This is a genomic window from Nocardia sp. NPDC059229, assembly GCF_042754165.1.
Lineage (GTDB): Bacteria > Actinomycetota > Actinomycetes > Mycobacteriales > Mycobacteriaceae > Nocardia.
In genome coordinates this window covers 906,577-927,704 of the sequence record NZ_JBHZAK010000001.1, presented here as the reverse complement: position 1 = coordinate 927,704, position 21,128 = coordinate 906,577, and the positions used below count along the sequence as shown (strand labels likewise).

Genomic DNA, 21,128 nt, shown 5'->3' with positions numbered 1-21,128 from the left:
CGCGCGGGGCCCGCCCGGTAAGGTCGCGGACATGCCTCGCGTCGCGATCGAATACTGCACGCAGTGCCGCTGGCTGCTTCGCGCCAGCTGGATGGCTCAGGAGTTGCTCACCACCTTCGCCACCGACCTGTCCGAGGTCGCCCTCATCCCCGGCGAGGGCGGCGTCTTCCGCATCACCGTCGACGGTGACCAGATCTGGGAACGCAAGGCCGACGGCGGTTTTCCCGATATCGCCATCCTCAAGCAGCGCGTCCGCGACCGGGTGGCACCCGGTCGCTCGCTCGGCCACGCGGACAAGAAGGACACCGAACCGGCGAGCTAGCGGCTCGAGCGGGGTGCCATCGCGAGTTCCCCTCGTCGCGCAGCCCGCCGCCACCGCTGTCCGGAGTCGATGGCACGCCGGATCCTGCGCACCGTGGGTACCTGTGTGAGCAGGTGCAGCTGATACCGCCACGGCATTTGCAGCCCGTGCCGAACCGACATCGCATAGGCGAACTGCACGGCGCCGCGGTCGAGATACCGGTCGGCGTGTTCGAACCAGACCATGCTGGTGCGGGCGGCGGCCTGTATCGGGCGCAGCGCAGCGCGCCGCTGCGCATCGTAATTCTTCAGTGCGTCGGCGACCTCGGCATGCTCGTACAGGTTCTGTGCGAGCACGATAGCGTCGACGATTGCCAACCGGGTGCCCGAGCCGATGGTGAAGTGCGTCGTGTGCGCCGCATCGCCGAGCAGCACCACGTTGTCGTGATACCAGGTCTTGTTGGTCACCTCGGGAAAGCGGCTCCACCTTGCGAATTCGCCTCGTGTCTTGCTGATCAACGAGTGACCGTCGAGAGGGCGGCCGAATATGTTCTCCAGAACCCGCACGTTCTCCAGGTTGTCCAGGGAATCGAATCCCAGTCCATGCCAAGTCTGCGGTTGGCATTCGACGATGCAGGTGCTGATTCTTCCGGCAATCGATGGGTAGGCATGGAACCAGATCCAACCGGCCGAGGTGTGTTCGAAGGCGAAGGTGAATCGGGTGAAGACCTTGTCCGTACCGAGCCAGATATATCGATTCTCGCCGAGTGTGACGGACGTGCCGAAACGATGATCACCCAGCTGTCGTATCCGGCTGTTCGCGCCGTCGGAGGCGACGATGAGATCGAAATCGCCGAAGCCGGACAGATCATCGACGTCTCGCCCGTGCTGGACGTCGACGCCCAGGTCCCTCGCCCGTCGCGAAAGTACGTCGAGCAATGCCGCGCGCCCCATGCTGAACCCGTAGCCCGCGAAATGCGCGGTCTCGTTGTCGCACACATGGATTGCCTGTTCACGCCATACGACCGACCCGGCACGCACCGCCTGGGCGCTGTCGGGGTCATTCCGATACAGAATGTCGAGCAGATCGTCCCAATACACGACGCCCCAGCCGTAAGTGGATCCGGGAGGATCGCGGTCGATCACCGTGATGTCATGGGCCGGGTCGCGTCGCTTCATCGAAATAGCGAAGTACAACCCAGCCGGCCCGCCACCGACACACACGATCTTCATCTCGTCACCGGCTTCAGCCGAGTTGGTCGAACCTGGCTTCACATGGGTGGTACTCGATGCGACCGAGCCCGGCACGCTGTGCGTGTCCGGGCTCGATCACCGGCGCTAGAAGCTGCCCCAGCCACCCCAGCCGGGATTCCATCCCCAGCCATTGCCGTTTCCCCAACCCCAGCCGTTGCCGCCCCAACCCCAGCCGTTGCCGCCCCAACCCCAGCCGTTGCCGCCCCAACCCCAGCCGTGGCCGCCACCCCAACCAGGGCCGTTACCCCAGCCGTGGCCGCCACCGCCACCCCAGCCGTGGCCGCCGCCACCGCCACCCCAGCCGTGGCCGTCACCGCCACCGGGGTTGTCGACGAGTTGGGTTGCAGACGTGGGCGTCGTTGCTTGCGCCGTAGGCGCTTTTGCCGCGGCTGCGGCGACCGGAATCGCGGCAAGTGCGGCGATACCGACAGCAGCCGCCAACCGTGCGAACCTTGTGCGTGAACTCTTTCTCTCGGTCATGATAGGGCTCCAGAAATGCTGTCCCGACCTGCTGGAAGTCTACGCGGTTTCGCCGAACTCTAGAAGACGCCGCATTGGACCATATATAATCCGCTGCTTCCGCCGGCTGCCGGATCAGCTACAGCAGCCGCCACCACAGCAGCCGCCACCGCTCGACGGGGCCGGCGCGGGTGCGGGGGCGGTGCCGCCGCGGGTCACGGTCCCGAAGGTGGTCAGGAGTTTGACGGTGTCGTCGTGGCCCTCCGGGCACGTCGCAGGGGCGGACGCCTCGGCCATGGGACGGGTCAGCTCGAAGGTGTTGCCGCAGCTGCGGCATCGATACGCATAGCTCGGCACCCGCCCAGCGTAAACGACGCCCGGGCGTAGCGGCGGCGCGCTGACATCGATCCCGCGGTGCACCTGGGACCACCCAGTACCCTCGATCTACGGAGTACGAGGAGGTGTGGTGAGCACTCGATTCTTCGACAGGCTGTCGGAACGTGATGGCGCGCCGGTTGCACGGACCGCCAACGGCGAGGTGTCCGGTGTGCTGGACGGTGCGGTGGCGCTGTGGCGCGGCATTCCCTACGGCGCCAGCACGGCCGGGCCCAATCGCTTCCGATTGCCCCAGCCCCCGCAATCCTGGACCGGCATCCGCGAATGCGTGCGCGTCGGTGACGTCGCTCCGCAGACCCCGGGCTTCGTGCCCGTCGACGCCAACCTGCGCATGGGCGAGAACTGCCTCTGGCTCGATCTCTGGGCCCCGGTCGCCGACGCGGACGAACTCCGCCCGGTCCTGGTGTGGCTGCACGGCGGGGCCTTCTGCTTGGGCACCGCCGCCCAGGCCATCTACGACGGGCGGCGGCTGGCCGAGACCGGTGACGTGATCGTGGTCGCGGTCAACTACCGGCTCGGCGCACTGGGCTTCCTCGACCTGTCCTCGCTCGGCGAGGAATTCGTCCCGAATCTGGGCCTGCACGACCAGATCGCCGCCCTGCAGTGGGTGCGCGACAATGCCGCGGCCTTCGGCGGTGATCCGGGCAATGTCACCATCTTCGGCGAATCCTCCGGCGCGGGCTGTGTCACCGCGCTGCTCACCTCACCGCTGTCGGCGGGCCTGTTCCACCGAGCCATCGCCCAATCCCCGCCCGCCACCACGGTTTTCGGGCCCGAACGCGCCGCCGTGGTGGCCAAGCGCTATCTGGAACTGCTGGAGCTGACCCCCGACCATTCGGCCGAGCTGCTCACCATGCCCATCGAACGCATCGTGACCGCGGCCGGCGCCCTGCTCGACGAGGTGCCGTTGCGCGAACCCGGCCGGCTGGCCGCCGCGCCGGTGGTGGACGGCAACCTGCTGCCCGCGTACCCGAGCGAGCGCTTCCAGCAGGGCCGTTCGCACCGGGTGCCGCTGATCATCGGCACCAACAAGGACGAGGCCTCGCTGTTCCGGCTGTTCCGCTCGCCCATCATGCCGGTCACCCCGGACGCGGTGAACGCCATGCTGCGCGGGGTGGCCGCCGAACACCCCGGCCTGTCGCCGGAGCGGCTGGCCGAGATCGCCTCCGCCTACGAGTCCAGCACCCCGCGCGGCGCGCTCACCATGTCCACCGACGCCGCCTTCCGCATGCCCTCGCACTGGGTGGCCGACGCGCATTCGGCGCACTCGCCGACCTGGATGTACCGCTTCGACCACGCCACCCCGATGCTCAAGGCCGCCCGGGTCGGCGCCGGCCACGCGACCGAATTGCCCTATGTCTTCGGCAATTTCGGCTCCTTCGACTACGACCCCACCTTCTGGCTGGGCGGACGCAAAGCGGCACAGGAGGTTTCGGGCCGCATGATGCGCCGTTGGCTGGCCTTCGCCGAATACGGCGTGCCCGCCGCCATCGACGGCTCCAAGCACTGGCCGCCCTACAGCGCCGCGACCCGCACCACCCTGGTCATCGACAATATGGACCGGGTCATCGACGACCCCGACCGCGATCGCAATACCGTGTGGGGCGACGACGTGGTCGGGTTCTACTGAGCCACAATCGATCACACGGTGGGCCGCAATCGATCACACGGTGGCGGTGGCGCGCCGGCCCAGCCGGGCGGGCATGTGCGCGTAGCCGTGCAGGGTGTAGAGCCGGCGGCGTTCGGGCGTGCCCGCCAGGGTGAGGTCGGGGAAGCTGTCGAACAGCGCGCGGAGCGCGTACGCGCCCTCCATCCGGGCCAGGCTCGCGCCCAGACAGGTGTGGATGCCGCTGGAGAACGTCAGGTGCTCGCGGGCATCGGCGCGGGTGATGTCGAAGCGGTTGGGGTCCTCGAACTTCTTCGGATCCCGGTTCGCGCCCGCCAGCGACATCACGAGCACCGTGCCCGCCTCGAGCCGGAAGTCACCGACCTCGGCGTCGCACAGGGCGATTCGCGCGGTCATGGTGACCGGCGGGTCGAAGCGCAGGATCTCGTCCACGGCCTGCGGCCACAGGTCCGGGTCCGCGCGCAGCATGGCCAATTGCTCGGGATGCGAGAGCAATTGGACGATGCCGTTGCCGATCAGGTTGACGGTGGTCTCGAACCCCGCGCCCATCAGCAGGCTCGCGGTCGCCTTGAGCTCGCGCTCGTTCAGTTCCCCGGCCGTCACCAGGCTGGAGAGGATGTCCTCGCCGGGCGCGCGCCGCAGCTCGGCCAGGTGCTCGTTCAGATAGCTGTCCATGACACCCATGGCCGTGTAGGCATCGCGCCAGGACCGCCAGGAGATGCCGATGTCCAGCAGCGGGCTGGCCGCGTCACCCCAGCTGAGGAACTCGTCGCGGGAGGCCTGCGGGAAGCCCAGCATCTCGGTGATGATGGCGATCGGCACCTGCTGGGCGAAATCCGCGATGAGATCGGCGGAGCCGTTGGGCGGCAGCGCGTCCAGCAGCTCGGCGGTCACCGACTCCACCCGGTCGCGCAGCCGGCCGACGGCGCGCGGGGTGAAGGCCGCCGACACCGACTTGCGGATGCGGGTGTGATCCGGCGGATCGATCATCAGCATCGAGGGCGGTTCGACCGGATTGGGCGGGGTCTGCGCCCGCTTCAGCCGATCGCGCAGCCACGCCGGCATATCCACGCCGTCGGGCCCGAATGCGCCGAAGCGATTGTCACGCAGGATGGCCCGGGTCAGCTCGTAGTCGGCGGAGGCCCAGGTGTACGGGTTGTGCACCAGGCGGCCGCGGCGGCGAATCTCCTCGATCTGCGGGTACGGGTCGTGCAGCGCGTCCGAGGTGGTGATCAGTTTCGCGAACGGGTTGTCCTGCCGCGCCTGCAGTCGCAGCGCCCACCGCGGGGCGCCGTGCTCGACCAACCACCGGGTCCAATATCGCGGACTCATCATCGCGGGACTCCCTCGTCGTCGGATGATTCCACCGTACGGAAACCGCCGCGGACGAGAAACATCCTGAGGAGGGAAAAGACCCTCCTACCGCGGTAGGAGGGCCGTACTCGGAAAGGCGTGCTCAGCGGCGCTGGGCGGTCACCCGCTCCGACGTCAGGCGCCGTTCCTGCGCGGCCGGGTCGGGATTGGCGACCTGGACCAGCGAGGCACCCGCGGCCAGCACCGCCACGAACCCGTCGACGAGTTCGGCCGGGGTGTCCCAGGAGGCGGTCGACAGCACCCTGTCCTCGGCGGTGAAGCCCTGGCGGGCAGCGGATTTGCGGGCCTCGTCGAGGACGGCGGAGACCGAGGTGCCGTCGAGCGCGCAGCCGATGCCGCGCGGATGGAACTGGTCGCCGTGCACGCGCACCGCGGTGGCGTAGTCGGTGACGCCGATCGGCAGATCGCGCACCGGCATGCCCATCGGATCCAGAGAGAGGGCGGCGACCTCCGCGATCCCGTCGGCCTCGTCGATGCGGTCGGCGGTGACCAGCGCCAGCTCGGCGTCGGGATCGGCGTGCAGCACCACCTCCACACCCGCCCACCAGCAGCCCAGCAGCACGGCCGCGGTCTGCCAGTGCGCCGGGAGCAGCACCGCGACCCGGGCGCCGGAGGACAGCCCGAATTCGTCGCGAATCATATTGGCGGTCTTGGCCGCCCAGTTGGCCAGCGTCAACGCGGACAGCTCGATCCGCGCGCCGGTGGCGTCGTCGTAGTAGGTGATGCGCGGGCCCGCGGGGTCGCGGGCGAGGATGGGGTCGAGTACCGCTTCGGTGAGGGTCTCGTTCAGTTCACGCATTTCGGTCCGTTCGTACCGGCGTCGATGGGTGGGGCGGGCGGCACCGGCGTCGCGGTCGTACTGCTTCCGGAGAAGTCGAAGGTGGCGCTGCCGGTCGCCGAACCCGGACCAGCGTAGTCAGTCGCCAGCACCACGCGAATCGCCCCCTGGGGCAGTCCCGACTCCGCCATCACCGGCAGCCCGCCCAGCGCCTGCGCCACCGCCCGCGCCTTGTCGTCGCCGCCCGAGGCCGCCAGCACCCGGCTGCTCTGGATCGGGCCGCCGATCCAGTTGTCCACCGTGCCGGTGCGGAAACCCTTGGCCGCCAATGCCTGCGCCGCCTGCGCGGCCAGGCCGGCGGTGCCCGAGGCGTTGTAGACGTCGACGGTCACCGTGGACGGGTCCACCCCGCCCTCGCTCGGGGCGTCGCCGACCGCCTTGGCCACGTACTTGTGCACCGCGGCCGGATCCACTCGGACCACGGATTCGCCGTTCTCGGTCCAGCCGTTGAGGTCCTTGACCGGGATGGTCTCGAACTTCACCTGGCCGCCGGACAGGTCCTGCAGCTCGTGCAGGAACCCGATCACATCCCAGCCGTCGTCGAGCACGACGGTGCGGCCGACGGCATCGCTGAGATCCTTCAGCCGGGTGGGACTGGTGAGCGTCTTGGCGCTGAGCACCTGGTGCACGAGCTGCGCCATGTACACCTGCTGGCGCACGATCCGGTCCACGTCGCCGCGTGGCAGCTGGTGGCGCTGGCGCACGAAGCTCAAAGCGTGTGCGCCATCGAGCTTCTGCTCCCCGGCGGGAAAGTCCGCGCCCGAAAGCGGTTCGTCCACCGGATTGTTCAGGCACACCTCGACGCCGCCGACGGCATCGGTCAGCAGCACGAACCCCAGCAACCCGACCTCGGCGTAGTGGTCGACGGTGATGCCGGTGAGGTTGGCCACCGTCTTGACCAGCGCCTGCCGCCCGGCCTCCGTCGACTGACGATCGGCCTGGGCCGGATCGGTGCCCTTGTCGATCAGCTTCTGCGCCATGGTCGCCTTGGTGATGCCGTAGGCGGAGTTGATCTTTCCCATGCCCACCCCGGGGATGTCGACGTAGGAGTCGCGGGGGATGGAGATAGCGGTCGCCGAGCTGCCGTCGTTGGGCACCCGGATGAGCACGATGGTGTCCGTGTTGAGCCCGCCCTCGCCGTCGTCGCCGGCGTGCAGCATGGCCAATTCATCGGAGGTGAGCGAGTTTCCGTGGGCGTCGGTGCGGGAGTCGATGCCGACCATCAGGATGTCGGTCGCGCCGTCGGCCTTGTCGCCGCCGAGTCCCAGATTACCGATCCGCTCGATGCCCGCCACCAGCTGATCCACGCTGTGCCAGCCCAATCCGGTCACCGTCAGCACCAGCACCGAGATCACGGCGGCCAGCACGCGGCCCGGACCGCCACCCCATAGCTCGCGCGATCCCGTACCGGAGCGCGGCGATAGCGGCGTGGATGCCCAGGTGCGGTCCGGCAACCCGATCTCCCTTTCGCGTCTTCGGCCGAGCGGACCCCGATGAGCGGGGTCGCGTCGATGGGAAGGCCCCCGCCAGTCAGGCTAGTGGCGGTAGCGGTGATGTTGCCGTATCGCCGGCTCCGTGAGTCGTGCGGGGTCCGTGCCAGACTGACAGCCGTGACCGCCCATGACGTGAACCCGACCACCGGCCGACCGCGCCCGGATTCCGCGCGACTGCTGGTGACGGGGGCGCGCGGTCAGCTCGGGCGCGCAGTGATGACGCTCGCGCCCGGCGCACGTGGCGTGGCCCACACCGATCTCGACATCACCGACGCCGATGCCGTGCGCAAGCTGGTGAATCCCGGTGATGTGCTGATCAACTGCGCCGCCTACACCGCCGTCGACCGGGCCGAGACCGACATGGACGCCGCCTTCGCGGTGAACGCCACCGGGCCGGGCGTGCTGGCCCGGGTGTGCGCCGAGAACGGCGCGCGGCTGATCCACGTCTCCACCGACTACGTCTTCCCCGGCACCGGCACGCACCCGTACGAACCGGATGATCCGACCGGACCGGCCACGGTCTACGGGCGGTCGAAACTGGCTGGGGAGCAAGCGGTTCTGGAGTTCGCGGCCGACGCGGACATCGTGCGCACCGCGTGGGTCTACACCGGCGCGGGCGCCGACTTCGTGGCCACCATGCGGCGGCTGGAAGGCGAGCGCGACACCATCACCGTGGTGCGCGACCAGATCGGGTCGCCCACCTACGCGCGCGATCTCGCGGCGGGCCTGCTGGAACTGGCGGGCCGGCCCGGCAATCCCACTACACCCCGAATCCTGCACGCCACCAATGCCGGACAGGCCAGTTGGTTCGAGCTGGCCCGGGCCGTCTTCGCCGGCCTCGGCGCGGACCCGGAACGCGTACTGCCCTGCGGCACCGAGGATTTCCCGAGACCCGCTCCGCGCCCGGCATATTCGGTCCTTTCGGGCAATTCGTGGGCCGCCGCGGGCCTGTCGCCACTGCGTCACTGGAAGCAGGCACTGAACGACGCACTGACCGCCATCTCCGACTATCCTGGGCCCCCGTGAGCCCCTCGGATTCTGTCGGACAACCCCCCGCCGCGGCGAAAAAACCGCAGCTGGCCGTCGTCACGGTGACCTACTCGCCCGGCGAGCACCTTGAACACTTCATCAGCACGCTGGCCACCGCCACCGGTGAGAAGCCGCAGGTCATCCTGGCCGACAACGGCTCGGTGGACGGCACCCCGGAAATGGCCGCCGAGGCCAACGCCCATGTGCGCCTGCTGCGCACCGGCGGCAATATCGGCTACGGCGGCGCCATCAACCGCGCGGTCGCCGAGATCGACCCGGACATCGAATTCATCGTCATCGCCAACCCGGACGTGCGCTGGGGCACCGACTCCATCGACGAGCTGCTGGCCGCGGCCCGTCGCTGGCCGCGAGCCGGGGCCCTGGGCCCGATGGTGCTCGAGCCGGACGGCAGCACCTACCCGTCCGCGCGCTCGGTGCCCGGCATCGCCGACGGCGCCGGCCACGCCATCCTGGGCAGCATCTGGCCCAAGAACCCGTGGACCCTGCGCTACCGCCAGGACAACGAGGAGATCTCCGAGCGTTCGGTCGGCTGGCTGTCGGGCTCGTGCCTGCTGGTGCGCCGGGCCGCCTTCGACTCCATCGACGGTTTCGACTCCCGCTACTTCATGTACATGGAGGACGTCGACTTCGGTGATCGGATGGGCAAGGCCGGCTGGCACAATGTCTTCGTGCCGTCCGCGGAGGTCACGCACGCCAAGGGGCATGCCGCGGGTCGTCACCCGGAGACCATGCTGCCCGCGCACCACGCCAGCGCCTATCGTTTCCAGGCCGACCGACATCCGCACTGGTGGCAGGCTCCGCTGCGCATCGCGCTGAAGGCTGGACTTGCGATCCGATGCCGGCTTGCGGTTCGATCCGCACTGCGCGAGCGTGATCGAAACGAGAGTGTTTAACATCACGGGCGCGCATTCCTGACAACCTGACAACAGGGGAGAAGATGGCGAACAGCGGTAGTACCGCCGGGTCGACGGACGCGGTGATCCTGGTCGGAGGCCAGGGCACCCGCCTGCGTCCGCTGACCTTGTCCGCCCCCAAGCCGATGCTGCCCACGGCCGGACTGCCGTTCCTGCAGCATCTGCTGGCCCGTATCGCCGATGCCGGCATCACCCACGTGGTGCTCGGCACCTCCTACAAGGCGGAGGTGTTCGAGGAGCACTTCGGTGACGGCTCCGACCTCGGCCTCGACCTCGAATACGTCACCGAGACCGAACCGCTGGGCACCGGCGGCGGCATCCGCAACGTGCTGCCCAAGCTGCGCGCCGACACCGTCCTGGTGTTCAACGGCGACGTGCTCGGCGGCACCGACCTCGGCAGCGTCCTCGAGACCCACCACACCTCCGGGGCGGACGTCACCCTGCACCTGGTGCGGGTGAGCGACCCCCGCGCCTTCGGCTGCGTCCCCACCGACGAGAACGGCCGGGTCACCGCATTCCTGGAGAAGACCCAGGATCCGCCGACTGATCAGATCAACGCGGGCTGCTACGTCTTCCGTCGCGAGTACATCGAGAAGATCCCCGCCGGCCGTCCGGTCTCGGTCGAGCGGGAGACCTTCCCGTCCCTGCTCGCCGAGGGCGCGCACATCCAGGGGCACGTGGACATCTCCTACTGGCGTGACATGGGCACTCCCGAGGACTTCGTCCGCGGCTCGGCCGACCTGGTCCGCGGCATCGCCCCGTCCCCGGCCCTGCCGGGCCAGCGCGGCGAATCCCTGGTCCACCCCGGTGCGGGTATCGCCCCCGGCGCCCTCCTCATCGGCGGCACCGTCGTCGGCCGCGGCGCCGAGGTCGGCGCGGGCGCCCGCCTCGACGGCGCGATTCTCTTCGACGGCGCGCGCGTGGAAGCCGGCGCCACCGTGGAGCGTTCGATCATCGGCTTCGGCGCCCGCATCGGCCCGCGCGCCCTGGTCCGCGACGCCGTCATCGGCGACGGCGCCAACGTCGGCGCCCGCTGCGAACTCCTCCGCGGCGCCCGCATCTGGCCCGGCGTAGACATCCCCGACGGCGGCATCCGCTTCTCCACCGACGTCTAACCCCACGAACCCCCTCGACCGGCCGTCCACCTCCCGAGGTGGACGGCCGATCACGTTCCGGCAGTTCGACATTCGCCACGTCGCGGTCGCCATACACTGTCGATCGCGGCCGACGATAACGTCCGATCGCGGACGGTAATCACTCCGAAGCGAGTGCGGCCAGCAGAGATTCGCCGCGCGGCGTGAGGCGGTAGACGACGTTTCGGCCGGTGCGGGCGCCCGCGATGATGCCCGCGTCGCGCAGTACGGCGAGGTGTGGGCCGACCGTGGCGAGCGGGATCGGATGCGGTGAGCGGGGCCGCGGTGCCCATGGCCTGGTAGATGCGGCAACTGAGACAGCAAGCCGCTCAACCAGCCGCCCCGAGATGTATCGAGTACGCCGTCGATGGTCGGGCCAAGGCACGGTATCTCATCGGATATCACACCTGAGCTGCCATAATGGTCCCGTCACCCGATCACCTGCGTGGAGTGAGGACAGATGACCGCCGAACCGGTACCTACGGGCGATCGCTCGCTGGTGGGTTGGCCGGTGCCACCCCCGGACGGGTTTTTCGCGGAGGATCTCGACCACATGCATGAAGTGCCCGCGCATACCGAGTTGATCGATGGGGGCCTCGTTTTCGTGAGTCCGCAGGCGATGTTCCATATGTGGGTCGTCGGATTCCTCGATCGCGAACTGACCGCGCAGGCCCCGGAACATCTACTCGTGTGCCGGGAAATATCGGTCACGTTGGGTCCTCGGCAACGCCCCGAGCCCGATGTGATGGTGGTGTTCACCGACTCGGTCACGGGGTCCGACCAGACTTCATTCGAGTCCAAGGATGTTGTCCTCACCGTCGAGGTCGTGTCCCCGGACTCTGTTGAGCGTGACCGGAAGCGGAAGCCGCAGCTTTACGCCGAGGCCGGGATCTCCCATTTCTGGCGTGTCGAGAACTGTGATGGCCGCGCGGTGGTATACGTCTACGAACTTGATCCGGCCACAAAGGTTTACGAACCGGCCGGAATCTTCCACGACAGGCTCCAGCTCAGTGTCCCATTTGCAATCGACTTGGATCTTGCCGATGCGCCGCGGCCGAAGGGTCGTCGACCAAGATAGCCTCCGATCGTTCGAGTGATGGTGCTCGGCGGTCACTCCGAAGCGAGTGCGGCCAGCAGGGATTCGCCGCGCGGCGTGAGGCGGTAGACGACCTTTCGGCCGGTGCGGGCGCCCGCGATGATGCCCGCGTCTCGCAATACGGCGAGGTGGGCGCCGACAGTGCCGAGTGAGATGTCGAGCAGGGCGGCCAGTTGGGTGCTGGTGGCGGGGGCCGTCAGTTCGCGGGTGACGCGGGCGCGGCCGGGGCCGAGCAGGGTGGCGAGCGGGTCGGAATCGGGGGCAGGCGCGGGGGCGGCGGTGCCGCGGGCCTGGTAGACCAGGGCGTAGGCGGGTGGGTTGTCGCAGGTCCACCAGCCGCCCGGGGTGGTGCGGGGGACGAAGATCAGGCCTTCCTCGGTGATGTCGAGGTCGGGGTAGTCCTGGTTGCTGAAGCGGATGGCGGTTTCGGCGGCGGACCAGATGGGTTTGGCGCGCAGTGAGGCGATGGCCTCGTGCCAGCCGTGGTCGGCGACCAGTCCGGCGCGAAAGGTGATGTCGCGGTCCAGGATCGCGCGCCGGCGCGCCCAGTCCGGGGCGACCAGTGCGGTCCACGCGTGCTCGAAAACGGCGGCGATGCGCGGTCCCAGATTGTCCAGCGTCAGCCAGCCGGTGTCCGGTTCTGCCCAGCACGCCGTCAGTGAATCGCGGATCTCGGCCCGCACCAGATCATCGGAATAGGCTGCGACCACGGCCAATTCGTCGGCCAGGCGGGTGTTCATCCCACCGGTGGGCGGGATGGCGACGAAGGACGGGAACCATTTGGTGGCGGCGACCAGCGGCACCAGCCCGGCGGCCACCGGATCGCGATCCAGGCATTCCGAAAGAGTGGGCCGGAGGCGGGCGTGCCGGTCCGAGTAGGCCGGATCGGTGTTCGGCCGGTGCAGGGCGATGAGCGTGCCGAGCGTTTCGGCCAGGGGTGACAGGGCGAAGCGGCACCGGGTCAGCGCGACCGCGTTCAATCTGAGCAAGGTCATGTTTCGCCTTTCTCCGAAGCGTTAGCCTAGCGAGCCGCCGCCCGATGAATATCGGAGCGTGGTCTCGCTTTCCGCTCCTCCCCGGCTGTCGCCGTCCTTCCGCCGCTTCCTGCTGATTCGCGCGATCTCACTGGCGGGAAGCGCGATGACGCCGGTGGCGCTGGCGCTCGCGGTGCTCGGGGTGTCGGGACGGGCCGGGGATCTCGGCATCGTGCTTGCCGCCCAGGTGATTCCGCAGATCGCGTTGCTGCTGGTCGGTGGGGTGGTCGCCGATCGGTGGTCGCGGCGGGCCGTGCTGATCGGGTCCAATCTGTGTGCGGGGGTGACGCAGGCCGGGGTGGCGGTGGTGCTGATCGGCGGGCACTACAGCCTGCCGGTGATCGCGGGGTTGGAGCTGCTCAACGGGGCCGCTAGTGCGTTCGCCGCGCCCGCGTTGCGGGGGATCGTGCCGGAACTGGTGGCGGATGATGCACTGCAACGGGCGAATTCGCTGTTGGCGGGGACTCGTAATGCCACCAAGATCCTCGGGCCGACGGCGGCGGGGGTGCTGGTGGCCACGGTCGGCGGGGGCTGGGCGATTGCGGTAGACGCGGCGAGCTTCCTCGTCGCCGCCGCGCTGCTGACCCGGCTGCGGCTCGCCCCGGCGGCCGCCCCGCCGGGTGCCGGGCTGTGGCGGGAGCTGCGGGCCGGGTGGCGGACCTTCCGGGGCATCCGCTGGGTGTGGGTGATCACGGTGTCGTTCTGCCTGATCAACCTGCTGTACACCGGTGTCTGGCAGATCCTCGGCCCGGCGCTGACCCAGCAGCGGGCCGGGGACGCGGCCTGGGGACTGGTGCTCGGCGTGCGGGCGCTGGGACTGCTCGCCATGAGTGCGCTGATGTACCGGCTCACGTTCCGGTATCTGTTGCGCGCCGGGCAGTTGCTCGGGGTGTTCGGCGGATTCGGGCTGCTGGCACTGGGTTTCGGGGCCGGTCTGCCGATGCTGCTGGGGTGTGCATTCCTGGCGGGGGTGGGCTTCACCGCCCTCGATATCGCTTCGGAAGTCTCACTGCAGCAGCATGTTCCGCGTGACATGCTCTCGCGGGTCACCGCCTACGGCGATCTGCTGTCCTATGCGGCGATCCCGGTCGGGCAGCTGATGGTGGGGCCGCTGGCCGCCCGCTTCGGTGCGTCGCCGGTGGCGCTGGTGGGGGGATTCGCCTTCGCCGCGGTGTCGCTCGGGCCGCTGCTGGTGGCCGAGGTGCGTGACCTTCCCGGGTAGGGGCGGGTCAGCGCTCCCACTTGCCGGGGTTGAGGTGGAACTGGACCAGGGCGGTGGCGTGGCCGTGGCCCAGCTCGTGTTCGGTCTTCAGCCAGTTGACCAGGTCCTTGTGGCCGGTGCGGCCGGAGGCGGTCAGTGCGGTGAACCATTCGTCCACGGGGCGGCCGTATTTGGCCTCGATGGAGGGGAAGTACGAGGCCGGGCCGTGCGGGTTGGTGGTCGCCATGATCATCTCCTTGCGCTGTGGTGTCGAAGGGATCGACGGTGCGGCGCGGGCGAATTCATCGCGGTGTGACGCGGGTCATGCGGTGATGGCGCGGCCTGCGGTGGCGGTGCGCTCGTTCACCAGGAGCAGGCCGGTGGCGGCGACCAGGGCGGCGGTCACGCCGTGGACGCCGAAGGCGATGGCCGTCGAGCCGTCGTGGCGCAGGATGGTGAGCATGTCGCCGGTGGGGATGGTGGCCATGACCAGCATGACGATGCCGAGTGCGTACCGCTGGCGGGCGGCGAGCAGGGCCACGATGAGCAGCGCGCAGGCCGCATCGCGGACGCCCTTCACGTTCAGGAAGTCGGCGGCTTCGCCGGTGGGGGAGACCCGCATGCCGAAGGTGGGCGCCATGGCCTGCGGGTCGGCCAGGTAGCGGAAGCCGATGTAGCCGATGAACCCGGCTCCGGCGACGGCGAGGGTGGTGGCGATGCGGGAGGTGAGGCGCGAGGTGATCATGTCCAGTGCTCCAAGTTCTAGCTGCGCTAACTGATGAAGCAACGCTAACCCACCGTCGGTAGTTTGTCTAGCGATGCTAGAGTTTCCTCATGAGTGTCATCCAGACCCGTAAGGAACGTGAGCGCGCCGAGCGCCGGCAGCGCATCGTCGACACCGCCCGCGAGATCGCCGAGACCGACGGCTGGGACGCGGTCACCGTGCGCAAGCTCGCCGAGCGCATCGAATACAGCCAGCCGGTGCTGTACAGCCATTTCGCGGGGAAGGACGCCATCGTGTCGGCCGTCGCCGAGGCGGGCTGCACCGAATTCGCCGCGGTCGTCAAGCAACTGCGCGCCTCCGCCGCCACCCCGGAAGCGGCGTTGCGCGCGGTCGCCCAGGGCTTCCTCGACTTCGCCCGCGACAGCGCCGCCCTCTACGACGCCATGTTCCTGCTGCACACCGACCTGAAGTTCGGCCCCGACGCGCCGCAGGCGTTGAAGGACGCCTTCGGCGAGCTGCTGCAGACCTTCGCCCCCTTCGCCCCGCCGCACGACCCCGAGACCTTCACCGAGGTCGGCTGGAGCAGCCTGCACGGGCTGGCCACCCTGGACCGCAGTGGCCGCCTGCGGCCCGGCTTCCGGGACCAGCGGCTGGAAATCCTGGTCGCGCAATGGGTTCGCGGTGACTGACGCCATGGTTGCGCCACCACGGGCCGTGCCCGGCCTACGCTGAATTCATGGCTGACGCGGTGGTGGTCGGATCCGGGCCCAACGGGCTGGTGGCAGCGGTGATCCTGGCCCGGGCCGGGCTCGAGGTGGAGGTGTACGAGGCCTCCGACCACATCGGCGGCGGCTGCCGCACCGGCGAGGTGACCCTGCCGGGCTTCCACCACGACCTGTGCGCGGGCGCGCATCCCATGGCGGTGGCGTCCCCGGTCTTCCGGGCCTTCGATCTGAAGACACACGGCGTCGAACTGCTCACCCCGCAGGTTTCCTACGCGCATCCGCTCGACGGCGGGCACGCCGGTCTGGCCTGGCTCGATCTCGACCGCACCGCCGACGGCCTGGGGCGCGACGGCGGTTCCTGGCGGCGGCTGTTCGGCCCGCTGGTGGGCAAGTGGGAGGACCTGGTCGGGCTGGCCATGTCGGACCTGCGGCATCCGCCGATCGACCCGGCCGGCCTGCTGCACCTGGATCCGGGCATCGAACTCCGCTTCGCCCGCCGGCTGCTCGAACAGTCGACCCCGTTGTGGAACATGCGTTTTCGCGAGGACATCGCGCCCGCCCTGCTGACCGGCGTGGCCGCACATGCCATCCGGCCCCCGCGAGGCGTGCCGGGCGCGGGCGTCGCGATGCTGCTCGGCACCCTCGCCCATGTGAGTGGCTGGCCGATCCCGCGCGGCGGCAGCCAAGCCATCGTGGACGCGCTCGCCGATGATCTGAAAACCCATGGCGGCCGCATCTTCACCGGCCACCGTGTGGATTCCCTCGACGAATTCGACGAGGTCCGGGCCGTGCTGCTGGATGTCGCGCCCGCCGAACTCCAGCGCATCGCGACCCTGCCCGCCCGATACAACTTCGCGCTCAACAGGTTCCGCTACGGCGGCGCGGCCTGCAAGGTGGACTTCGCGCTCGCCGGACCCGTCCCGTGGCAGGCCACCGGCTGTGATCGCGCCGGCACCCTGCACCTGGTCGGCACCCGCGCCGAGGCCGTCGCCGCCGAAAAGGCCGTGGCCGCAGGGCGGCACGCCGCCCGCCCCTACGTGCTGGCCATCCAGCCCGGCGTCGTCGATCCGACCCGGGCCCCGGAGGGCAAGCACACCCTCTACACCTACGCCCACGTCCCCAACGGTTCCGCCGAGGATCTCACCGAGGCCGTCACCGCCCAGGTCGAACGCTTCGCCCCCGGCTTCCGCGACCTCGTTCTTGGCACCCATGTCCGCACGGCCGCCACCATGCCCGCCCACAACCCGAACTACATCGGCGGCGACATCTCGGCGGGCGCGATGACCTTGCGCCAGACCGTCTTCCGCCCCGCGCCCCGCTGGAATCCGTACTCGACCCCGCTATCCGGGGTCTACCTGTGTTCCTCGGCCACCCCGCCCGGCCCGGGCGTGCACGGCATGAACGGGTACTACGCCGCCCGCCACGCCCTGCGCACCGAATTCGACGTCCGCATCGACCCCCTCGAACTACTCACCGACCACTGGCGCATCTGATTGCTACGCTCCCGGGCATGGCCGGATATTCGGGCACGCCCCTGCCACGCAAGCTCGGCATCAAGGCCGAGAGCCGGGTACTGCTGGCCGGTGCGCCGGCGGGTTTCGAGCTGGGTGAACTGCCCGGCGGAGTCGAGGTACATCGCCGGGCGGGCGCCGGGCCCTACGACGTGATCCTCGGGTTCTGTCCGGACCGCGCCACCCTGACACGCCGGTTCCCCGGGTGGCGGCAGCGGTTGGCGGTCGACGGCGGCCTGTGGCTGGCCTGGCCCAAGAAGGCGAGCGGCGTGCCCACCGATCTCGGTGAGAACGCCGCTCGGGAATACGGTTTGGCTCAGGGTCTGGTCGACAACAAGGTCGCCGCCATCGACGGCACCTGGTCGGGATTGCGATTCGTCATCCGCCTGGCCGACCGATAAGTGACGACTGATTTCGTGCCGGTCGGGGTAACTCGTCGGGTACCTCTGAAATCGGTTGGGCCGCCAACCGCCGGCACGGGTTCCCAACTGTCAACGGCACCTGAGCCGTCCGCTAAAGGCTCGGGGAGGCGGGGGAGTGCGTCCGGTACAGATCCGGCTCCAGGTAGATGACCCGGGCGGCCGGGACCTCGGCGCGCACCCGCGCCTCGGCGTCGTCGATCGCGGCGGCGATATCGGCGATCGTCAGGCCGGGCACGATGGAAACCTTTGCGGCCACCAGCATTTCCTCCGGACCCAGATACTGGGTGCGCAGGTGGATGACCCGGTCGATGCGGCGGTCGTCGACCAGCGCGGTGCGGATCGCGGCGTCCTCCTCGGGCGTCGCGCCCTCGCCGATGAGCAGGCTCTGCATCTCGATGATGAGGATGACGGCGATTACGCCGAGCAGCAGGCCGATGGCCAGGGTGCCCACGCCGTCCCACACCGGATCGCCGGTGATCATGGTCAGGCTGATGGCCGCGAAGGCGAAGATCAGGCCGATCAGCGCGCCCGAGTCCTCCAGCAGCACCACCGGCAGCTCCGGATTGCGCGAGTTGCGGATGAACCGCCACCAGCTCGAATTGCCCTTGAGCGGCTTGGATTCCCGCATGGCCGTGATGAAGCTGAAGCCCTCCAGGCAGATGGCGAGGCCGAGGATGACGATCGCGACGATCGGATTGGACAGTTCCTCGGGATGCTGGATCTTGTGGATGCCCTCCCAGATCGCGTACAGCGAGCCGAGCGCGAAGATGACCAGCGCGACCACGAACGAATAGAAGTACCGGTTGCGCCCGTAGCCGAACGGGTGCAGCTGGTCGGCCTCCTGTTCTGCGCGGCGCTGGCCGAGCAGCAGCAGCCCCTGGTTGGAGGTGTCGGCCACCGAGTGCACGGCCTCGGCCAGCATGGACGCCGAGCCGGTGATCGCCGCGCCCACGAATTTGGCCGCCGCGATACCGGCGTTCGCGCTCAGCGCCGCCAGGATGGCCTTCTTACCGCCGCCCGCAGACAATGAACCGCCCCTTCCCGAATCTATGTCCGTTTTGTCCTAAAACGCCTTTGACCGGGAGAGCCTACTAGAGCCCGGGCGTCACTCCTCGCCGACGGCCGCGCAGAACAGCTGCGCCGAGCTGTCCGCGTCCCCGTCGCCGTCCTCGTCCACCGCGATCGCCTGCGCGCGAATCCCGCCGTCGGCGGCCGAGATCCACGCCGCGCGCCCGCGTTCCACGATCAGCTCGTGATTGCCCTGGGACAGCTTCACCCGCCCGTGCGTGACCAGCGCGATCCCCGGCCCCGACTGCAGCACCGGCACCGGCTCGGCCCCCGCGGCCAGTTCGAAACGGCTGAGCGCGAATTCGGGCGCGGGCGTGTGGTAGCGGAACACGCTGTCCGACACCCGCTCCGCAGTCACGACCGGCAGGTCCAGCGGCTCGAAGTCCAGCACCCGCAGCAGCTCCGGCACATCCACGTGCTTGGGCGTGAGCCCGCCGCGCAGCACATTGTCGGAGTTGGCCATGATCTCCACACCGACCCCGCGCAGGTACGCGTGCAGGTTCCCGGCGTCCAGGAACAGGCCCTCGCCCGGCTCCAGGGTGATGCGGTTGAGCAGCAGCGCCGCCAGCACTCCGGCGTCGCCGGGATACGCCTCGGCGAGCTCGAGCGCCGTGCGCACCTCGGCCACGAATTCCTTGCCGGCGCCGCCGCTTCGGGCCTCCGACAGATACCGCACGCAGCCGTCGAGCACCTTGGGCAGCAGCATGCTCAGACTGCCCTGCGGCAGCGCGATCCAGGTGGTGAACAGCGTGCGCAGCCCCGCCGAGTCGGGCTGGGCGGCAAGCAGTTCGGCGTACTGGCTCAGTTCCGGCACATCCAGGGCATTGAGCAGCCGCACGGTCTGGCGCGGATCGCGGAATCCGGCCAGCGCCTCGAAACGGTGCAGCGCCACCACGAGTTCGGGCTTGTGGTTCTCGTCGCGGTAGTTGCGCATGGGGGAGTCGATGGCGACCCCGTTGTGGTTCTCCCGCGCGAACCCGGCCCGGGCCTGTTCGACGCTGGGATGCGCCTGCAGCGAGAGCGGCTCCTCGGCGGCCAGGACCTTCAGCAGGAACGGCAGCCGTCCACCGAATTCGCTCGCCACCGGCCCGAGTTCGTGCTGCGGGTCGGCATTGACCAGCTGCAACAGGGATTCGCTGTGCCCGTTGATCTGCACCCGCGCCGGATCGGCGGGATGCGCGCCGAACCAGAGTTCGGCCTCCGGGTGCGCGGAGGGGACCGGTCGTCCGCACAGCTGAGCGAGCGCGGTGCGCGAACCCCAAGCGTAGGAACGCAGCGCACCAACGAGTTCGTGCACTAGTAATTGCCCCCGTCGTAGCGTCCCGGTCCGGTGGCCGGGCGGGAACCGAGTAGTCGGAGATAGGCGGCCGCCATCTCCAGCCGAAGTGCGAGTACCGCAAGCTTTTCCAGCTCACCACCCTGGACGGCGGGCGCGGTCTGCCCTGCCGCCTCGGCGGCAACGGTGGCTGCGGTGTCCACGGTGATCAGGTCGGTGTCGACCAGCCCGGCGTCGGAACCGAACACGGCCAGTCGCCGGCGCACCTTCACCTCGTCCGGATCGGCGCTCACCACGAACACCCGCACCTGCTCCACCGGCGCCGGCCCGTCCAGCTGCTCGTCGTGGAACAGCGGATCGAATCCGGGGGCGGCGACCCCGGCGGCGGCGACCAACCGGCCATGCGCCGCAACGGCTTCCGAGAGCGTGACCGCGGTGGCGGTCTGCCCGGCCGTGGCCAGCAGCACCTCGGCGCCGTGCTCGGCGAGCACGGCGGCGGCGCCGGAATCACCGGCCAGCACCAGGCGCTTGCGCTGCTGCATGCGGGTGGCCAGGGTCTTGGCGGGGTTGTGGAAGGCCTCGTGCTGCGGTCCGTCGCGCAGTGCCTCCTCGTCGAGCAGGTCTGCGAGAGCATTCAATTCGGGCACCAGCGGCCCGGTGCGGTGCGGGTCGATGGTGGTCAGCACGGCCAGGCCCGCGGCCAGATAGCGCAGCATGCGGTTGTGGTCGAGGACCCGCACCCGCGGCGCGAGAACGGTGGCGCGCCCAGCCGCGGCCGCCCGGATGGGTCCCTCGTCCGGCGCGGCCACAATCACTTCGGCACCCCGTCGAAGTGCTCGGTCCACCGCTTCGGCCAGTTGCGGATCACCCGAGTCGTCGCCCGCGACCAGCACCACGTCCAGCGGCCCGACCCACGGCGGGATCGAAGTCGCCGGTACCAGTGGCAAACTCGTGCGGTCACCGAGGGCCGCGATCAACAGCGACGCCGCGCGTGCGGCGCGCCCGCTGCCCGACACCAGCACCAGACTGCGGGGCCGCAGATCGGTCAGCCGGGTCAGCGCATCTTCGGAAAGTGCCGCGGCGGTTGCCCTTACCTGGGCTCCCCCCGACGCGGCGGAGCGGAGTACACCCCCGGCGTCCGCCGCCTCCAGCGAGGCGACGTCATCGAGGTCGATTACCGGTGTCCCAGCGATCATCGGGTGTTGCCACCTCCCCTCATCGGGTCACCAGACG

General features: G+C 69.4%; 22 protein-coding genes. 10 read left to right on the top strand and 12 right to left on the bottom strand.

What is annotated here, in order from left to right; translation table 11 throughout:
• Positions 1-31 precede the first annotated feature (31 nt).
• Entirely contained in the window at positions 32-322 is a 291-nt protein-coding gene (locus tag ACFXHE_RS04345; protein ID WP_354833890.1) for a SelT/SelW/SelH family protein, read from the top strand.
• Here ACFXHE_RS04345 and ACFXHE_RS04340 read toward each other — a convergent pair.
• From ACFXHE_RS04340 to ACFXHE_RS04330, 3 genes are all read right to left on the bottom strand, one after another.
• A complete protein-coding gene (locus ACFXHE_RS04340; protein WP_379379639.1) occupies positions 319-1,608 on the bottom strand; it encodes an FAD-dependent monooxygenase in 1,290 nt (429 codons plus the stop codon). The two genes, ACFXHE_RS04345 and ACFXHE_RS04340, sit on opposite strands and share 4 nt — an antisense overlap.
• Positions 1,609-1,638: 30 nt before the next feature.
• A complete protein-coding gene (locus tag ACFXHE_RS04335; RefSeq protein ID WP_379379637.1) occupies positions 1,639-1,995 on the bottom strand; it encodes a hypothetical protein in 357 nt (118 codons plus the stop codon).
• A gap of 153 nt (positions 1,996-2,148) precedes the next feature.
• Positions 2,149-2,370 (bottom strand): zinc ribbon domain-containing protein, encoded by a 222-nt coding sequence (locus ACFXHE_RS04330; protein ID WP_379379635.1) that lies wholly within the window; start codon positions 2,368-2,370, stop codon positions 2,149-2,151.
• 109 nt (positions 2,371-2,479) lie between these two features.
• Between ACFXHE_RS04330 and ACFXHE_RS04325 the strand changes: the two genes are divergently transcribed.
• Complete coding sequence (locus ACFXHE_RS04325; protein WP_379379633.1) at positions 2,480-4,039, top strand: carboxylesterase/lipase family protein; 1,560 nt, start codon at positions 2,480-2,482, stop codon at positions 4,037-4,039.
• 33 nt (positions 4,040-4,072) lie between these two features.
• Here ACFXHE_RS04325 and ACFXHE_RS04320 read toward each other — a convergent pair whose 3' ends face one another.
• From ACFXHE_RS04320 to ACFXHE_RS04310, 3 genes are all read right to left on the bottom strand, one after another.
• A complete protein-coding gene (locus tag ACFXHE_RS04320) occupies positions 4,073-5,368 on the bottom strand; it encodes a cytochrome P450 (protein ID WP_379380401.1) in 1,296 nt (431 codons plus the stop codon).
• A 124-nt stretch (positions 5,369-5,492) separates the two neighbouring features.
• The gene (locus ACFXHE_RS04315) at positions 5,493-6,209 is read right to left on the bottom strand and encodes a TIGR03089 family protein (protein ID WP_354833896.1); all 717 of its coding nucleotides are present in this window, start codon (positions 6,207-6,209) and stop codon (positions 5,493-5,495) included.
• On the bottom strand, positions 6,197-7,615 hold the full coding sequence (locus tag ACFXHE_RS04310) for an LCP family protein (protein ID WP_379380399.1): 1,419 nt from the start codon (positions 7,613-7,615) through the stop codon (positions 6,197-6,199). Before ACFXHE_RS04310 ends, ACFXHE_RS04315 begins: the two co-directional genes overlap by 13 nt.
• 234 nt (positions 7,616-7,849) lie before the next feature.
• On the opposite strand from ACFXHE_RS04310, the gene rfbD reads away from it, so the two are divergent.
• The 4 genes from rfbD (at position 7,850) to ACFXHE_RS04290 (ending at position 11,916) form a co-directional block, all read left to right on the top strand.
• Positions 7,850-8,767, top strand: a complete 918-nt coding sequence (gene rfbD, locus ACFXHE_RS04305; RefSeq protein ID WP_379380397.1) for a dTDP-4-dehydrorhamnose reductase — start codon at positions 7,850-7,852, stop codon at positions 8,765-8,767.
• A complete protein-coding gene (locus ACFXHE_RS04300) occupies positions 8,764-9,684 on the top strand; it encodes a glycosyltransferase family 2 protein (RefSeq protein WP_379379631.1) in 921 nt (306 codons plus the stop codon). Before rfbD ends, ACFXHE_RS04300 begins: the two co-directional genes overlap by 4 nt.
• A 44-nt stretch (positions 9,685-9,728) precedes the next feature.
• Positions 9,729-10,820, top strand: a complete 1,092-nt coding sequence (locus ACFXHE_RS04295; protein WP_379379629.1) for a sugar phosphate nucleotidyltransferase — start codon at positions 9,729-9,731, stop codon at positions 10,818-10,820.
• A gap of 478 nt (positions 10,821-11,298) precedes the next feature.
• Positions 11,299-11,916, top strand: coding sequence for a Uma2 family endonuclease (locus tag ACFXHE_RS04290; RefSeq protein WP_379379627.1), 618 nt, complete (start codon positions 11,299-11,301; stop codon positions 11,914-11,916).
• Positions 11,917-11,948: 32 nt separating this feature from the next.
• On the opposite strand, the gene ACFXHE_RS04285 is transcribed toward ACFXHE_RS04290, so the two are convergent.
• On the bottom strand, positions 11,949-12,929 hold the full coding sequence (locus tag ACFXHE_RS04285) for an ArsR/SmtB family transcription factor (RefSeq protein ID WP_379379625.1): 981 nt from the start codon (positions 12,927-12,929) through the stop codon (positions 11,949-11,951).
• Between the two features lie 58 nt (positions 12,930-12,987).
• On the opposite strand from ACFXHE_RS04285, the gene ACFXHE_RS04280 reads away from it, so the two are divergent.
• The gene (locus ACFXHE_RS04280; protein WP_379379623.1) at positions 12,988-14,190 is read left to right on the top strand and encodes an MFS transporter; all 1,203 of its coding nucleotides are present in this window, start codon (positions 12,988-12,990) and stop codon (positions 14,188-14,190) included.
• Positions 14,191-14,197: 7 nt separating this feature from the next.
• Here ACFXHE_RS04280 and ACFXHE_RS04275 read toward each other — a convergent pair whose 3' ends face one another.
• Positions 14,198-14,416 (bottom strand): DUF4287 domain-containing protein, encoded by a 219-nt coding sequence (locus ACFXHE_RS04275; protein ID WP_379379621.1) that lies wholly within the window; start codon positions 14,414-14,416, stop codon positions 14,198-14,200.
• 75 nt (positions 14,417-14,491) lie between these two features.
• Entirely contained in the window at positions 14,492-14,914 is a 423-nt protein-coding gene (locus ACFXHE_RS04270; protein WP_379379619.1) for a DUF4267 domain-containing protein, read from the bottom strand.
• An 89-nt stretch (positions 14,915-15,003) separates the two neighbouring features.
• Between ACFXHE_RS04270 and ACFXHE_RS04265 the strand changes: the two genes are divergently transcribed.
• Genes ACFXHE_RS04265 through ACFXHE_RS04255 form a run of 3 tightly spaced genes read left to right on the top strand, consistent with a single transcriptional unit; the run spans position 15,004 to position 17,530 of the window.
• Positions 15,004-15,582, top strand: a complete 579-nt coding sequence (locus ACFXHE_RS04265; RefSeq protein ID WP_379379617.1) for a TetR/AcrR family transcriptional regulator — start codon at positions 15,004-15,006, stop codon at positions 15,580-15,582.
• A gap of 47 nt (positions 15,583-15,629) precedes the next feature.
• On the top strand, positions 15,630-17,111 hold the full coding sequence (locus ACFXHE_RS04260; RefSeq protein ID WP_379379615.1) for a phytoene desaturase family protein: 1,482 nt from the start codon (positions 15,630-15,632) through the stop codon (positions 17,109-17,111).
• A gap of 17 nt (positions 17,112-17,128) precedes the next feature.
• On the top strand, positions 17,129-17,530 hold the full coding sequence (locus ACFXHE_RS04255; RefSeq protein ID WP_379379613.1) for a DUF3052 domain-containing protein: 402 nt from the start codon (positions 17,129-17,131) through the stop codon (positions 17,528-17,530).
• A 112-nt stretch (positions 17,531-17,642) separates the two neighbouring features.
• Here ACFXHE_RS04255 and ACFXHE_RS04250 read toward each other — a convergent pair whose 3' ends face one another.
• The 3 genes from ACFXHE_RS04250 to ACFXHE_RS04240 form a co-directional block, all read right to left on the bottom strand.
• Entirely contained in the window at positions 17,643-18,578 is a 936-nt protein-coding gene (locus ACFXHE_RS04250) for a cation diffusion facilitator family transporter (protein ID WP_379379611.1), read from the bottom strand.
• Positions 18,579-18,656: 78 nt separating this feature from the next.
• The gene (gene manA, locus ACFXHE_RS04245; RefSeq protein WP_379379609.1) at positions 18,657-19,916 is read right to left on the bottom strand and encodes a mannose-6-phosphate isomerase, class I; all 1,260 of its coding nucleotides are present in this window, start codon (positions 19,914-19,916) and stop codon (positions 18,657-18,659) included.
• The gene (locus ACFXHE_RS04240) at positions 19,916-21,091 is read right to left on the bottom strand and encodes a tobH protein (protein WP_379379607.1); all 1,176 of its coding nucleotides are present in this window, start codon (positions 21,089-21,091) and stop codon (positions 19,916-19,918) included. The genes manA and ACFXHE_RS04240 overlap by 1 nt, the downstream gene beginning before the upstream one ends.
• Positions 21,092-21,128: the final 37 nt, after the last annotated feature.

Excerpts from the sequence above, each read along its gene's own strand:
- ACFXHE_RS04345 (WP_354833890.1), top strand. The coding sequence starts at position 32 with ATGCCTCGCGTCGCGATCGAATACTGCACGCAGTGCCGCTGGCTGCTT.
- ACFXHE_RS04320 (WP_379380401.1), bottom strand. The coding sequence starts at position 5,368 with ATGAGTCCGCGATATTGGACCCGGTGGTTGGTCGAGCACGGCGCCCCG.
- ACFXHE_RS04315 (WP_354833896.1), bottom strand. The coding sequence starts at position 6,209 with ATGCGTGAACTGAACGAGACCCTCACCGAAGCGGTACTCGACCCCATC.
- ACFXHE_RS04295 (WP_379379629.1), top strand. The coding sequence starts at position 9,729 with ATGGCGAACAGCGGTAGTACCGCCGGGTCGACGGACGCGGTGATCCTG.
- ACFXHE_RS04290 (WP_379379627.1), top strand. The coding sequence starts at position 11,299 with ATGACCGCCGAACCGGTACCTACGGGCGATCGCTCGCTGGTGGGTTGG.
- ACFXHE_RS04285 (WP_379379625.1), bottom strand. The coding sequence starts at position 12,929 with ATGACCTTGCTCAGATTGAACGCGGTCGCGCTGACCCGGTGCCGCTTC.
- ACFXHE_RS04275 (WP_379379621.1), bottom strand. The coding sequence starts at position 14,416 with ATGGCGACCACCAACCCGCACGGCCCGGCCTCGTACTTCCCCTCCATC.
- ACFXHE_RS04270 (WP_379379619.1), bottom strand. The coding sequence starts at position 14,914 with ATGATCACCTCGCGCCTCACCTCCCGCATCGCCACCACCCTCGCCGTC.
- ACFXHE_RS04265 (WP_379379617.1), top strand. The coding sequence starts at position 15,004 with ATGAGTGTCATCCAGACCCGTAAGGAACGTGAGCGCGCCGAGCGCCGG.
- ACFXHE_RS04260 (WP_379379615.1), top strand. The coding sequence starts at position 15,630 with ATGGCTGACGCGGTGGTGGTCGGATCCGGGCCCAACGGGCTGGTGGCA.
- ACFXHE_RS04255 (WP_379379613.1), top strand. The coding sequence starts at position 17,129 with ATGGCCGGATATTCGGGCACGCCCCTGCCACGCAAGCTCGGCATCAAG.
- ACFXHE_RS04240 (WP_379379607.1), bottom strand. The coding sequence starts at position 21,091 with ATGATCGCTGGGACACCGGTAATCGACCTCGATGACGTCGCCTCGCTG.